15 protein-coding genes are annotated in these 14,596 nt (G+C 39.8%); 6 read left to right on the forward strand and 9 right to left on the reverse strand.

The window, feature by feature from the left end:
- Nucleotides 1-446: 446 nt before the first annotated feature.
- The 5 genes from AACZ87_RS03690 to AACZ87_RS03710 form a co-directional block, all read right to left on the reverse strand.
- Nucleotides 447-812 (reverse strand): hypothetical protein, encoded by a 366-nt coding sequence (locus AACZ87_RS03690; protein WP_339864969.1) that lies wholly within the window; start codon nt 810-812, stop codon nt 447-449.
- A gap of 272 nt (nt 813-1,084) precedes the next feature.
- Nucleotides 1,085-2,371 (reverse strand): nucleoside transporter C-terminal domain-containing protein, encoded by a 1,287-nt coding sequence (locus AACZ87_RS03695; RefSeq protein ID WP_283411084.1) that lies wholly within the window; start codon nt 2,369-2,371, stop codon nt 1,085-1,087.
- Between the two features lie 289 nt (nt 2,372-2,660).
- Nucleotides 2,661-3,257: a bifunctional nuclease family protein gene (locus AACZ87_RS03700; protein ID WP_339864975.1), complete on the reverse strand. Its 597-nt coding sequence runs from the start codon at nt 3,255-3,257 to the stop codon at nt 2,661-2,663.
- A 6-nt stretch (nt 3,258-3,263) separates the two neighbouring features.
- Nucleotides 3,264-4,232, reverse strand: coding sequence for an electron transfer flavoprotein subunit alpha/FixB family protein (locus AACZ87_RS03705; protein ID WP_339864977.1), 969 nt, complete (start codon nt 4,230-4,232; stop codon nt 3,264-3,266).
- Nucleotides 4,233-4,266: 34 nt separating this feature from the next.
- Nucleotides 4,267-5,004: an electron transfer flavoprotein subunit beta/FixA family protein gene (locus tag AACZ87_RS03710; RefSeq protein WP_339864979.1), complete on the reverse strand. Its 738-nt coding sequence runs from the start codon at nt 5,002-5,004 to the stop codon at nt 4,267-4,269.
- 74 nt (nt 5,005-5,078) lie between these two features.
- Here AACZ87_RS03710 and AACZ87_RS03715 point away from each other — a divergent pair, with 74 nt between their 5' ends.
- Both AACZ87_RS03715 and AACZ87_RS03720 read left to right on the forward strand, forming a co-directional pair.
- Entirely contained in the window at nt 5,079-5,411 is a 333-nt protein-coding gene (locus AACZ87_RS03715) for a tetratricopeptide repeat protein (RefSeq protein WP_339864980.1), read from the forward strand.
- A 111-nt stretch (nt 5,412-5,522) separates the two neighbouring features.
- The gene (locus AACZ87_RS03720; protein WP_339864982.1) at nt 5,523-6,008 is read left to right on the forward strand and encodes a hypothetical protein; all 486 of its coding nucleotides are present in this window, start codon (nt 5,523-5,525) and stop codon (nt 6,006-6,008) included.
- Here the strand turns inward: AACZ87_RS03720 and AACZ87_RS03725 are convergent.
- Nucleotides 6,005-7,003, reverse strand: coding sequence for a zinc-binding dehydrogenase (locus AACZ87_RS03725; protein WP_339864984.1), 999 nt, complete (start codon nt 7,001-7,003; stop codon nt 6,005-6,007). The genes AACZ87_RS03720 and AACZ87_RS03725 overlap by 4 nt on opposite strands.
- 121 nt (nt 7,004-7,124) lie before the next feature.
- Nucleotides 7,125-8,705: a replicative DNA helicase gene (gene dnaB, locus AACZ87_RS03730; protein WP_339864986.1), complete on the reverse strand. Its 1,581-nt coding sequence runs from the start codon at nt 8,703-8,705 to the stop codon at nt 7,125-7,127.
- A 325-nt stretch (nt 8,706-9,030) separates the two neighbouring features.
- Between dnaB and AACZ87_RS03735 the strand changes: the two genes are divergently transcribed.
- Entirely contained in the window at nt 9,031-10,386 is a 1,356-nt protein-coding gene (locus AACZ87_RS03735; RefSeq protein WP_339864988.1) for a Mur ligase family protein, read from the forward strand.
- A gap of 2 nt (nt 10,387-10,388) precedes the next feature.
- Entirely contained in the window at nt 10,389-11,192 is an 804-nt protein-coding gene (locus tag AACZ87_RS03740) for an exonuclease domain-containing protein (protein ID WP_339864990.1), read from the forward strand.
- Nucleotides 11,193-11,304: 112 nt separating this feature from the next.
- Here AACZ87_RS03740 and AACZ87_RS03745 read toward each other — a convergent pair whose 3' ends face one another.
- Entirely contained in the window at nt 11,305-12,099 is a 795-nt protein-coding gene (locus AACZ87_RS03745) for a M48 family metallopeptidase (RefSeq protein WP_339864992.1), read from the reverse strand.
- An 81-nt stretch (nt 12,100-12,180) separates the two neighbouring features.
- Between AACZ87_RS03745 and AACZ87_RS03750 the strand changes: the two genes are divergently transcribed.
- Nucleotides 12,181-12,687: a DUF4442 domain-containing protein gene (locus AACZ87_RS03750; RefSeq protein ID WP_339864994.1), complete on the forward strand. Its 507-nt coding sequence runs from the start codon at nt 12,181-12,183 to the stop codon at nt 12,685-12,687.
- Between the two features lie 117 nt (nt 12,688-12,804).
- Here AACZ87_RS03750 and AACZ87_RS03755 read toward each other — a convergent pair whose 3' ends face one another.
- Entirely contained in the window at nt 12,805-13,542 is a 738-nt protein-coding gene (locus tag AACZ87_RS03755; RefSeq protein ID WP_339864996.1) for a hypothetical protein, read from the reverse strand.
- A gap of 130 nt (nt 13,543-13,672) precedes the next feature.
- Here AACZ87_RS03755 and AACZ87_RS03760 point away from each other — a divergent pair, with 130 nt between their 5' ends.
- The gene (locus AACZ87_RS03760) at nt 13,673-14,551 is read left to right on the forward strand and encodes a glutamate--tRNA ligase family protein (RefSeq protein WP_339864997.1); all 879 of its coding nucleotides are present in this window, start codon (nt 13,673-13,675) and stop codon (nt 14,549-14,551) included.
- Nucleotides 14,552-14,596 lie beyond the last annotated feature (45 nt).

Genomic DNA, 14,596 nt, shown 5'->3' on the forward strand with positions numbered 1-14,596 from the left:
AAATAATCAAGTGAAAAATAGATTATGTAAAATCTCACTCAAGCTATACGCTAATGTCCTCTGTTAAATTTATAACCTTAACTCAGAATTATTAATCATGACGAAAACTTCAAAAGCATTATTATCTATTAAGCATAAAAGCTATGAAGACAATTGAGAAACTAGTAAATATTATAAAATCTATCAACAGTATTCTCCTGATCTGTATTCTAATTTTAAAATATTTTTTATTATATAGTTAATAAGTCCAACCATTGCAAGGATCACAAGTCCATTTATCAAATTAAAAATCAATCTATTCGTGAAAAATTTCCAATACGAATTGTTAACCAACTCATCAAAATCATCTTTAGTACCCATCCAAATCAAAGCTGCAAAGAATAAGATACCAATTCCTAAAACAACCAATACGACATTTAGGAATACGATTAATGAATTATTTGTTCTCATAATATTTCTACTATTGCGCCTCGTTCGGGCGATAACTTCATTAAGTAAAATGAAAATACTGCACAATTATCCTGTCTGAACTCGATTTCTGTTGGTATTCCTCTATCATCATTAGGTAATTCGGAACTAAAAACAAAACGACTCTCGTCTATTTTGGACTCAACAACTTTAGCGTTGTTAACTACTAATTTCCATTGATAAAGCTCATTTTTCCAACAAATACGGAAGTCCCTCATTATTCGATCTGTATTACTCATATCAAGTTTAATATAATCTGAATTAGGAATCTTTTTATGTTTACCATTGACAACATACCTAATATCACCTCTGTCAATAACTGTAACACATTGTGATTTGTCCAAGGAATAAAAGTGTACTGTTCTACCATTACAGCTACACATAAGAAAAATAAGTAAACACATTACCAAATTCCTCATATACTGACAAGTTTGTTTTGTGTTACAGGTATATTTGAAGGCTCATCCCATCTGCACTATAGCATTCATAACAAAGATCTCAAGCATTATTATATCAAAACTTCACTTCCACAATAAATCATCTTGTCTCATATCATGATTCTTGATTCTAGATTCTAAAGTCTTGCGTCTTGATACTTGAGTCTAATTTTATTTATCTACCCAAACAGCATCCCCGCAATCGTCGCGGTCATCAGGCAAGCAAGCGAAGCGGCAAGTAGTGACTTGAGTCCTAATCGGCTAATATTTGCTTGTTGATTTGGAGCGATAATCGCTATTCCCCCTAACTGAATTGCTATAGAGCTGAAGTTAGAGAATCCGCACAGCGCATAAGTAGCGATGACTATTGACTTGGCGCTCAAGCTACCCATCTCCTTCATTTCCGAAAGGCTGAGGTAAGCAACAAATTCATTGATCACAGTTTTTTGCCCTAGTAAACTCCCTACTTGAAGCGTATCTGCCCACTCTACTCCTATCACCCAAGCAAATACTCGAAAGACCTGGCCAAAAAGATATTCCAAAGAAAATCCCTGAAACTGGCCTCCAGTGGTTCTTACTACAAACTCATTTAATCCTGTAACATCACCTAAAATTCCCATCAACAAATAATTGACAGCTGCGATCACTGCGATAAATGCCAAAAGCATTGCTCCCACATTCAACGCAAGTTTAAGACCCTCAGAAGCGCCAATCGACATGGCATCAATCAAGTTTACACCCATCGCTTCTTCGTTTACCTCAAGCTTATCCTGCACTCTTTCCTTTTCTACCTCTGGAATAAACATCTTGGACATCACAATCGCCGCTGGAGCGTTCATGATACTTGCACCTAAAAGATAAGCTGCGAATCTACTTTGCTCCTCTAAGCTGTCACCGCCTAGAAAGGCCACATATCCAGCCAAAACTCCACCTGCAATAGTCGCCATTCCGCCTGTCATTAAGCACATCAATTCAGATTTACTCATTTGAGGGATAAATGGACGAACGAGCAAAGGAGCTTCTGTTTGCCCTAGAAAGATATTTCCTGCAGCGGACAAACTTTCAGGTCCAGAAAGCCTCATAGTTCTAGCCATTACCCAAGCAATTCCGAAAACTACTTTCTGAAGTATTCCTAAGTAATATAATCCAGCAGAAACAGTGGAGAAGAAAATGATGGTGGGAAGTACCTGGAAAGCAAAAATGAAACCATAGCTATCTCCAGCTAAGTCCCCAAAAATAAATGCTGCCCCGTCACGACTAAAGCTTAGAAACTTTACAAACCCACGACTAACCATCGCAAAAGCACTTTCCACAACAGGAACTTGGGTAATCAAAAAGCCAAACACCAATTGAAGTAAAATCCCAATCCCAACTAATCTCCAGTCGATTTTCTTCCTATTGCTTGAAAAAATAAAAGCCACCAAAACGATGACGGCCAGTCCAAAGACCCCTCTTAAGTAATCCATTCAGTAATTATTGCAGATAAGGCCTAAAAATAAGGAACACAGGATCATAAAACAATCCTGCATTACGAGGTTAAGCTATAAATTGAGAATTAGGGGAAAATAGTGAGCAGTGATCAGTCGCAGTTCACATTTCGCTACCTTTCAATATTAGATAAATAAGTTGTTATGGGTACCTAATTTTGCTTAATGTCCGGCTTCTGGAGAAGCAGAATAACTGCGCTCTTGGCGCAATCCATTTCGAATACTGCCGTCAAAAAAAAAGCCCGAGCTAGCTCGGGCCATTATGGAATTAGTTTCTCTTATTGATTTCATCTCGAATACGAGCAGCTCGCTCATAATCCTCATTGTTTATCGCTTTATCAAGCATCTGGTTGAGCTTATCTAAGCTGAAGTCTTTCAGTGAAGGTTCTTTTTTAGTTGCGAACTTTTGAGTGGAAGGTTTTGGCTCCTTTTTCTCGTCCTTACTTTCGACTTCATAATGCTCAACTGCCCCTTCGGACATGGCTTTTTCGGTACAAAAAACAGGACTTCCAAACCGTATCGCAATTGCTATAGCATCAGAAGGCCGAGCATCTACATCTGTCTCAATTTTGTCTCCTTTACACTGGATTTTAGCATAATAGACACCTTCTTTCATGTCAGTTATCACGATCCTTTCAATATCGAAATTGAACCCAGATGCAAATGACTTAAATAAATCATGCGTCATGGGACGATTTGGAACAATCTTTTCGATTTCTAAGGCGATCGCCTGAGCTTCAAACATACCGATCACGATCGGCAAACGTCTTGCTCCACCAACTTCCCCTAATACCAAGGTAAATGACCCGGATTGGGAATGATTGGACGAAAGTCCCAGAATCTCAAGTTCTATGAGTTTTTCCACAAAAATTTATAATTCAGCTTTAAATGCTTGGTTTAGTTTTGGCACAACTTCAAAAGCATCGCCCACGATTCCGTAATCCGCAGCTTTGAAAAAAGGAGCATCAGGATCTTTATTGATGACCACAATACACTTTGAAGAATTGACTCCTGCAAGATGTTGAATAGCACCTGAAATTCCTATCGCTATGTATAAAGTTGGGGCTACTTTTACACCAGTTTGCCCTACGTGCTCATGATGAGGTCTCCATTCCAAATCAGAAACAGGCTTGGAACAGGCAGTTGCTGCACCAAGAATCTTTGCCATTTCTTCTACCATTCCCCAGTTTTCTGGACCTTTCAAACCTCTACCTCCTGATACCACAATATCTGCTTCTGGAAGTAATACGTCGCCCGTAGCTCGTTCAGTAGATGTGATTTTAGAAGCAAAATCAGCGTCTTCCAGAGCCACATCAAAAGTCTCAACTTGAGCATCTGCTCCATCCTGTTTCAAATCAATTGCATTCTTCTTGATTGCAAGGATTTTATTTTCAGTCGTCACAGAGGTTTCTGCAAAAGCCTTTCCTGTATAAATACTTCTTTTCACCACATATCCCCCATCAGTTTTTGGTAATTCTACCACGTTGGATACCAAGCCTGCTTTAAGTTTAATTGCAAGTCTTGCTGCAACAGCGTCACCCAGTGATGATTTAGCTAAGACCAAGGTCTTCGCTCCTATGAGGTTGAAAGCCTGAGCTACCGCAGACGCATGTGCCTGGATCACTCCAGCATCTAACTTACTTTCTGCACCATGCATTACTTTCGCTGCGCCAGCTTTTCCTACTGCAGCAAGTTCATCATTACCGATGGTACCAAGTGCTACTGCCACCACATCTCCTTCTCCAGTTTGCGCCGCTAAAGCATTGGCAAAAGAGACCGCCTCAAGACTCGTCTTTTTTACTTTTCCTTCAGCTTGTTCTATATATACTAAAATTGACATAATATCCTAATTTATAACAAGTTATTGGGTTTCATTAAAGCACTTTCGCTTCATTTTTCAAAAGCCTGACAAGCTCTGCTACATTGTCTTTATCCACCAATTTCACAGCTCCCTTGGCAGGTGGTAGCTCGTACTTGGTGGCTTCAGCTTGAGTTTCCTGAGAAACTGGCTCTACTACATTCAAAGGCTTGGTTCTAGCAGACATAATCCCACGCATATTTGGGATTTTCCACTCTGCGATAGGCTCTTGACAGCCAGCAATCAGCGGAAGACTTGCTTCCAGCATTTCCTTACCACCTTCTATTTCTCTAGCCATTTTCACGGTAGATCCATCGACATCTAGTTTCATCACTGGCGAAAATGAAGGCATACCCAACAACTCTCCAACCATGCCATGAACCATTCCTCCGTTGAAATCAATGGATTCTCTGCCCATCAATATCAAATCATATGCTCCTTCTTTGGCGTAATGTGCAATCTGCTGCGCAACGAAATAAGAATCCTTCGGTGAAGAATTTACTCTTATAGCCTCATCAGCGCCAATTGCCAAAGCTTTTCTCAAAGTTGGATCAGAATCCGCTTCTCCTACATTCAAAACTGTTAACTTTCCACTCGCTTGATCTCTAAGCTCCACAGCTCTAGCCAAAGCATAATCATCGTACGGGCCAATAATGTATTGAACACCAGTAGAATCAAACTTAGTATTGTCGGCCGTAAACTGAATCTTGGAGGTAGTATCAGGTACGTGGGTGATACAAACAAGAATCTTCATTGGTTTAGTATTAGATTATTTTAGATTTATTTCTCGTGAAAATAACAGTAAGCACTTAATTAAAAAAACTATTGATGAGCAATCTGGACAGGATACAGCTACTTAGACAATTTACCGAAGAAGAACCTGAGAATCCATTCAACTGGTATGCTTTGGCCATTGAATTCCGAGAATCGGATCCTGAAGAGGCCTATAGTCTTTTCGCCAAACTACTATCCGATCACCAAACTTACTTGCCCACCTATTTCCCAGCTGCCCATTTATATGCAGAAATGGGTGATATAGAGCAAGCTAAAGAGATTTTTGAAAACGGAATAACCCTTGCCCGTGAGCAAAAAAACATAAAAGCTCAGCAGGAATTGCAGAATGCTTATCAGAATTTCCTTTTTGAAAATGACCTGGATTAAGACTTACAAAAATTAAGAAACTGTACTAAAATCATCTTAAAAGTAAGCAATCCTTAATTTGTTATTCTTAGTTTTATATGACCTATATCAAATAATATAATCCTCTATTCCATGATCACCCAACAAGAAATGCTTGCCCATTTTCTTCCAATTCTAGAAAAAAGCGGCAAACGCTATAAAAAGAAAAGCATGGTTAGAGCTAAAAAAGCGGTACCGGGACTAGTGGTGGTGACTAAAACTTCAGATGGAGAAGAGACTAAAAACACTGCTGAAGCAGGAGATTGGTTAGTAGAAAATCAAACAAGTACAAATGAAGTTTACCTGGTAAAAGCTGAAACCTTCAAGAAAAAATACTCCCTAATTCAAGCTCTGGAGCAAGGCTGGGGATGCTATCAGCCGAAAGGAGAAATTCTGGGTGTCGTAGTGGTCGATGCGCATTTAGACTCCTTTGAAGCAACAAATGTTATGGAATTTCAGGCACCTTGGAAAGATTCAATGGTGGTCAAACCCGGCGATATGCTGGTTGTGCCTCTAGACAAGGATGAAATCTATAGAATAGCTAAAAAGGAATTCGGTGAAACCTACGTGGAGATTTAAGGTATCAAAACGATTTTACCCATTTGCTTCCCGTCGCGCATGCGATCAAATGCTTCTTCAGCTTGATCAAATTTGAAAACCTGGTCTATGATAGGCTGTATTTTCTTCTCGCTAACAAAAGAAACCATATTCATAAAATCCGTATCTGAACCCATCGTGGTTCCCATTATTTTAAGCTGATTCCAGAATATTTTTCGAGCTTCCAACTTTGTAGGATTGCCAAGAGTAGCGCCATAAAACACGATCTTACCTCCTGGTTTGGCGACTTGAATCAGATGATTTAAGGTATCGCCCACAGCTCCATCTATAATCAAATCAAAGCCTCTGGTCTCTTCATTCGCTTTTGAGATCCAATTGTGATCCAAATAGTTAAACGTATTTGAAACACCCAATGATTTAGCTTTCTCTAGTTTCTCAGGACTGCTACTGCTTGTGGACACATTGGCGCCAAGAGCCATTCCAAACTGTACAGCAAACTGAGCTACTCCGCCACCAAATCCAGTTACCAATAAGTTCTCTCCAGGCTGAATCTCACCTTGGTAAGTAAGTGCTCTGAATGCTGTTAATCCTGCTAGTGGCAAAGCCGCGGCTTCTTCCCATGTCAAATGTGCTGGTTTGGAATATAGTCGATCTACCGGAACAATTACAGATTCAGCCAAAGTCCCATTTCTCGGCATACCCAAAATCTCAAAAGAAGCACTTTGGACTTTTTGATTATCACCCCAATTTAACGCTGGATTAATAATTACCTCTTTCTGCAATAGCTCATAATCAACTCCCTCTCCTATCTCACTAACTATACCAGCTCCGTCAGAACCTAGGATAACACCATCTTTAATATTTGGATAAAGTCCTTGCCTGCACCATTCATCCCGGTGATTTAACGCAGCAGCTTTAATCAGTACCCGTACTTCTCCAGGAAGCAAATGTCTAGTCTGAACCTCAGTCAGTAAAAGTTTTGATGATTGAGTGCTGGTAAGAGTGATTGCTTTCATCCGTTTATAATTTGTTTTTAAAAGGTCAGATAGCCTGTCCTGATTTTTCTTCGGGAGAATCTCGCAATTATAATCATCCCAGTGTGTGTTTCCTTCTCGTCGTGCACGATTTCATATATTATTAAAATGCATCTTCTGAGTTATTTCTATTCAATAAATCATCCCCGTCATCACTATTCGCTTTACTCTGAAGTTTAATGGTATTCCCTGAGTCAAACTCAGAAACACCACTTGACTGAGAGGCAAAAGTTGGTCGGTAAACAGCATTTCCTCCTTGAGGATCTTGCATACTACCAAATCCATCCAAATCCTGAAACTTGGTGTATCTACCTATAAAGCGCAGTTTCACATTATCCAACGAACCATTTCTGTGCTTTGCAATGATCACCTCACCAACTCCCTGAGTCGAATGCCCATCCTCATCTTCGGTGATCCCATAATATTCCGGACGGTAAAGGAACATAACCATATCGGCATCTTGCTCGATGGCTCCTGATTCCCTCAAATCCGAAAGTTGTGGTCGCTTATCTCCTCCTCTAGTTTCCACCGCTCTGGAAAGCTGAGATAAAGCAATAACAGGTACTTCCAATTCTTTAGCGATTTTTTTCAAGGCTCTGGAAATACTCGCAATTTCCTGCTCCCGGTTTCCACCACCTCCACTTTTGGAGTCACCTGACATCAGCTGCAAGTAATCAATCACAATCATCTGGATATCGTGCTGTGCTTTCAGTTTTCTGCATTTTGCTCTCAATTCCAGAATAGATAGTGCAGGAGTATCATCTACGAAAAGTGGAGCTTTGGAAAGTTTTGCAGTCTTATGAACAAGCTGGGCCCATTCGTGCTCAGCCAATGTTCCTTTCTTTATTTTCTCTGAATCCAGTTCAGCCTCCGAGGAAATCAGACGATTCACCATCTGAATAGCCGACATCTCCAGAGAGAAAATAGCAACTGGTCTATTGTGATCCACAGCTGCATTTCTCAAAACAGAAAGTACAAAGGCGGTCTTTCCCATCGCCGGACGAGCTGCTATAATTACCAAATCAGATTTTTGCCAGCCTGCAGTCACACGATCCAAAGCTGTCAGACCGGAAGGAACACCAGTTAAACCATCCGTTTGACCTTTCCTCGCCTCCAATTCAATAATTGCCTCGCGCATGATGGACTTCATGTCGGAATAATTCTTTCGGATATTTTTCTCAGAAATCTCAAATAGATTCTGCTCCATTTTATCAAGCAACTCGAAAACGTCCGTTGTCTCCTCATAAGCATCCCTCTGAATATCCGAAGCAATCCTAATCATCTCACGCTTAATGGATTGCTCTGTGATAATCCGAGCATGGTATTCAATATTGGCAGCAGAGGCTACTTTGGAAGTAAGTTCTGTTACGTAAAAAGCTCCACCGGCTATCTCCAATGCACCACTTTTGCGAAGCTGAGAAGTAACGGTAAGCAAATCTATCGGCTGACTTTCGGTAAAAAGATCAAGAATCGCCTGAAAAATAACCTGGTGAGAATCCTTGTAGAAACTCTCCACCTTCAAAATATCAATCACATTGGTCAATGCATCCTTCTCTAACATCAACGCACCAAGTACAGCCTCCTCAAGATCAATGGCTTGTGGCGGCACCTTCCCTAGCATACTAGAATTTTGATGAGTTGGCTTATTTCTGGTGATACGGGGATTGCTACTTTTCTCGGTCATAGAACAAATGTATTGTGAAAAAGGCAAGAGTTTTAAACAACTTCTGCCAGAGTTATCAACATTTAAACTCCTCAATAACCAAGCCTCGAAAAGGAAATCAACCTATTAATTATTACAGAAATCCAGCCTTAACTCCGATTATTAGAGAATAATTCAGACCCTCAGCTAGTTGCATTCATTGGAATAACAAACTCAAAATCCATTTAACTAACCTGACAAAACTAAACAATCAAATAAAATCTTTTGAATTAGAATTGCTATGCCCCCAAGCTGCCAATAATTATTTTTAAGTTTGAAGTGTAATTCCCACTCGTTATTTTACCCAATGAATAAATATCACTTTATAGCCGTCGGTGGAGCAGTGATGCACAATCTAGCCTTAGCTCTGGTTCAAAAAGGCTATCAGGTCACCGGTTCCGATGATGAAATCTATGAGCCTTCACGTACAAGATTAGAAAAAGCCGGCATTTTACCTGCTGAATATGGCTGGTTTCCCGAGAAAATCACCTCTGATTTGGAGGGTATAATTTTAGGCATGCATGCTCGCATAGATAACCCTGAGCTAGTAAAAGCCCAAGAATTGGGAATTCATGTCTACTCTTTTCCAGAATTCATTTTCAATCAAAGTCAAAATAAAAAGCGGGTTATCGTCGCTGGATCTCATGGAAAGACCTCTATTACTTCGGTAATACTTCATGTCTTGAAAGATCAAAATGTAGATTTTGATTACTTGGTTGGTGCTCAGATTGAAGGTTTTGATTTGATGGTAAAGCTGTCAGATGCGCCTGTGATCATCATAGAGGGTGATGAATACCTAACTTCTCCCCTAGACAGAACGCCGAAGTTCTTCCATTACAAGCATGACATAGCGCTGGTAAGCGGAATAGCCTGGGATCATTACAATGTGTTCCCAGACTTCGACGAATACAAAGAGCAGTTTAGTAAGTTGATGAATCTGACTCCAGATTCTGGTGAGTTGATTTATTGCGAAGCTGATCCTTTGGTAAAAGAAGCTGCTGAGAAAACCACAATTTCAGCCAAGAGAACTTCCTATAAAGCTCATCCAGCTATCATTAAGGACGGGAAAACCTTCTTGGAAACAGAGAATGGTTTGATTCCTATATATATTTTCGGAGAGCACAACCTGCAAAATCTTCAAGGCGCGATGGACATTTGCCAAGCTTTGGGATTGACGAAGGAGGAGTTCTACGAAAGCATACAGTCATTTAAAGGTGCGGCAAAACGTCAAGAACTATTGATGGAAACAACTAACTCAAGTCTTTTCCGGGACTTTGCGCACGCTCCTTCCAAATTGAAAGCAACAGTTTCCGCTGTGAAAACTCAATTCCCAAACAGGAAGCTAATCGCAGTTCAAGAATTGCATACCTACTCCTCTCTGAACAAGGAGTTTTTACCAAATTATGCCAAATCAATGGAAGCTGCTGATCTGGCAATTGTGTATCTTGATCCTCATGCAGTCGCTTTGAAAAAGCTCGAATTGATGGATGAAAACACGCTAAGAGAAGGCTTCCAGCGGCCAGATTTAAAATTATTTACAGATAGTAAAAGCCTAAAAGAATTCCTTTTGGCACAAGACTATACAAATTCCAACCTACTTTTGATGAGTTCTGGATCCTACGACAAAATGGATTTGGAGCCGATTAAAGCTAAATTTAACTAACCATGAAGCTAAACTTGAAGAATTCCGTTGCATTTTTTGACCTGGAAGCAACTGGAATCAACATCTCAACAGACCGAATCGTAGAGATTTCCATCGTGAAGGTAAAGCCAGATGGTGGTCAGGAAATCTACACCAAAAAAATCAATCCTACCATTCCTATTCCTCTTGAGTCTTCCTTGATCCACGGCATCTACGACAAGGATGTGAAAGATGAACAAACATTCAAGGATTTAGCGAAGGACATCTATCAGTTTATTGGTCAGTCAGATTTGGCGGGCTTCAATGTTCTGAAATATGACATTCCTTTACTTGTGGAAGAATTTCTAAGAGCAGGAATTGAGTTTGATCTAGATAAGCGAAATTTATTAGATGCGCAGAAAATCTTTTTCATGATGGAAAAGCGCAATCTGACTTCAGCCTACAAATTCTATTGTGGCCAAGCTCTGGAAAATGCCCACAGTGCCGAAGCTGACACGTTAGCTACACTTGATGTTTTTAAAGCACAAATAGAACGCTATCAGGGTGAGGAAATGGAAGATCTGCAAGGCAACAAATTGGGAGTCATCGAAAATGATATGAAGAAACTTCATGATCTCCTCAATGAGAAAATGGTAGATCTAGCCGGAAGATTTGTTTTCAATAACGACGGAGTTGAGGTCTTTAACTTCGGAAAGCAAAAAGGAACTCCTGTTTCTCAAGTATTGAAAGATGAACCTGGTTACTACGACTGGATGATGCGTGGCGATTTTCCTCTGGATACCAAAAGAAAGCTTACTCAGATTAAGTTGCGAGGCTTTAATATGTAGGTTGGTGGGCTGGAAGACGGGAGCCCGAAGAACGAAGCAACCTAAAGTTATCCTTTGTTTATAAACTGAAATATGTAAAAGAAAAACCCGGAGAAGACTCCGGGTTTTCTTATTAGTTTCCTTTATAAAATTTCAATGCCTCAGGCATGTGTTTATTAAGTTTGTCTATCCTGGTCTGGGAAGCAGGGTGAGTGGAAAGAAATTCCGGTGGAGCTTGACCGTTTTCATTGGCTAGCATTCTTTCCCAGAAAATTGGCGCCTCACGTGGATCATATCCTGCAATAGCCATAAAGGTCAACCCAAGTTCATCAGCTTCTAATTCATGTTTTCTTGAGAAACTTAACATTCCCAATTCTCCGCCAATACCAACTGATTGTAGGAATATGGCCTGGGTCATAGAAGGATTTTGTCCGATTGCACTGGAAAGCACGCTAACTCCTAAATTGGCTACCATTCCATTAGACATACGCTCTGCTGAATGAGATGCTACAGCATGGGCAATCTCATGACCCATCACTACTGCTATTCCTGTTTCAGTCTGGGTGAGCGGCATAATCCCAGTATAGAAAGCTACTTTACCGCCTGGCATACACCAAGCGTTCACTTGATCACTTTGAAGTAAATTGAATTCCCAATCAAAGGAATTAGCCAATTCCGAATAACCTTGAGAAGTCAAATAACTTTCTACCGCCTGAGCCATGCGTTTCCCCACTTTGAGAACTTTTTGCCCATCTGCTGTATTCGTTACAACTTTGTCTTCTTTTAACACTTGATCGTATTGTTCATCGACCATAGGTTGTATTTCTTCATTAGAAACCAATGAAAGTTGATTTCTTCCTGTCAAAGGTACTTTTGCACAAGAGTAAAGTATTAGTCCGGCGCAAAACACTAGTGCTATTTTTTTCATGGTGGTTTTTTTTTATCAATTGTTCCAAATTAAATACCAGAAAGCATTTTTCACTACTTTAAGATTCCAATTGAAGTAAATATGAATACTGTTAAAGACGGAATCCCTTTAAAACCAGAAGCTTTAGCTTATCAAAGAAAAATGAGCAATCCGCTCTATTTTTGGTTCGGTATGCTGGCTAAGCTGCCATCAGCAATATTTTGGAAGTTTCGGATCAAAGAATTAGATGGTGAAAAATGCGTTGTTACTATTCCCTATTCCTGGCGAACTCAGAATCCTTTCAAATCGATATACTTCGCAGCCATGGCTGGAGCGGCAGAGTTAAGTACCGGCGCACTATGTCAGTTGGCAATCAGCGGGCTGGGAAAATATTCTATGCTTGTAGTGGACTTCAGAGCTGAATACTTCAAAAAAGCTAATCAAAAAATCACGTTTACCTGTTTACAAGGTCAAGAACTGTTTAGAATTCTAGAATCTTTACAGCAAAATGACACAGGGAAGCTGACAATGGTATCTTCTGGTAAAAACCCACAAGGAGAAGAAGTAGCGAAATTTTATGTGACTTGGTCATTTAAGAGGAAGTCTTAATTCTGAAGACATAAAATAATGTGCTAAATCACAATAATAGATTTCTCATTAATTGGACTTTGGAGCCACAGACCACGGCATCGAATTCATTGTGAGTTGGTCCTTCTACAGGAAGACCTAATTAATCCAGCTACTCTCTCTGTTGATAAATTCACTTAGCGTTGCATAAACGCGGTCCTTGCTCCAGTCCAGAAATTCATGATAGGCATTTCCCTCATTGAATCTGATAATTAATCTATCCCACTCTGAGCGCTCTAGTTGATATTTTACCATCAAATTTTGCCGAACTGAATCCGATTCAATCACAGCGTAATATCCGGCTCTCCTTCTATCCCACTCTAGTTTTTTCTGGTATTCCCGCTCTTGTCGTGCTCGTTTGGTAAGCGAGGAAAGCACTCCTGCTATTGCTACTCCTCCTGTTGCATTGGGAGAATCAAGATATCCAGCACTAATTCCACCTTTTTTGGAAGGTTCCTTTTCCTCATCTGGATCTATGAGGGTCAGTTTCCCGTCTTTAAATCGAAACGTATAGGGTTCAGATTTCACTTCAAACGTTGGTAAAAAACGGGCCCTATCCTGAAGCTGAAGTATTAAAAAAGTCTCCTCGGCCAACACTATTTTCTGTTCCAAAAACCCAGGAAAATTCAATTGAAGTGTATCTCCGAGTGAACCTTTGACCGAAAAATAACCTCTGATATTGGTCATTTCTACCTGTCCAGTACTTAATACTTCTACAGAAACTCCCTCGATGTATTTTTTATCGTTAGCATCTAGGACATTTCCCGAATAAGTCCTTTGGGCCAAAATAGCTGGAACAAATGCGAAATAGATAAACAGGAGGAATTTGAATTTCATAAAGCCCAAAAATAAGAAGGCTTTTCGTAGGTATTAAATTTATGAAAGTTAAAGATGCTTAAGAGTCCTCCCAAAAGTGAAAGGATGAATGATAACACATTTTATGCTGTAATCTCTTTAATTTCACGCAATGGATTTTAAGCTTACACGATTCGCCCCTACTCCCAGTGGATTTTTACACTTGGGAAACCTTTATTCTTTTTTAGTAACCAAAGCCCTAGCCGAAAAGACAGGTGCAAAGATTTTGTTGAGAATTGATGACTTAGATCGGGAGCGCTACAAATCTGAATACGTTCAGGATATTTTTGACACGCTGGAGTTCATGGAAATCAGTTATGATGTGGGGCCAAAAACTGTTCAGGAGTTTGAGCAAGAGTGGTCGCAGATTCATAGAATGAATAACTATCTAGAAGTTTTGGAGCAAATCCGGGAAAAGAAATTAGTCTTCGCCTGCGATTGTACCCGGAAGAAAATCCAACAACTAGACTCCTCAGGTTATTATTTAGGACATTGCCAAATCAGAAATATTCCCTTGGAAAGAGCTGAAACTTGCTGGCGCATGGATACTTTTGATACTGACTTTATCAAAGTCAAAACCTTTTCAGAGGGAGTTAAATCCTACACGCTTCCTGAAGATTCAGCATTTTTTATCGTTAGAAAAAAAGATAAACTACCAGCCTACCAATTGACATCTGTTATTGATGATGTGCATTATGGTGTTGATTTGATTGTAAGAGGAAATGATCTGTTGGGATCCACGTTAGACCAGCAAATCTTAGCTACTTCACTAGGTTTAACTTCTTTTCAGGAAGCTACTTTCCACCATCACCACTTGTTGAAAGGTCCGAAAAACAAAAAACTCTCGAAATCAGAAGGTGCCACTTCTATACAGTTTTTAAGAAAAGAAGGAAAGAAGCCTCAGGACGTTTATCAGATTCTAGGAGACATGATTGGATCAAAAGAACTAATTCAGGATCTTGAATCCTTCAAATCTTCGCTTTCCTTCTAAAAATAAAGCCAGAGAATTTAATTCTCCGGCTTTCGTATTAATTAT

The sequence above is a fragment of the uncultured Algoriphagus sp. genome, from assembly GCF_963974365.1.
Lineage (GTDB): Bacteria > Bacteroidota > Bacteroidia > Cytophagales > Cyclobacteriaceae > Algoriphagus.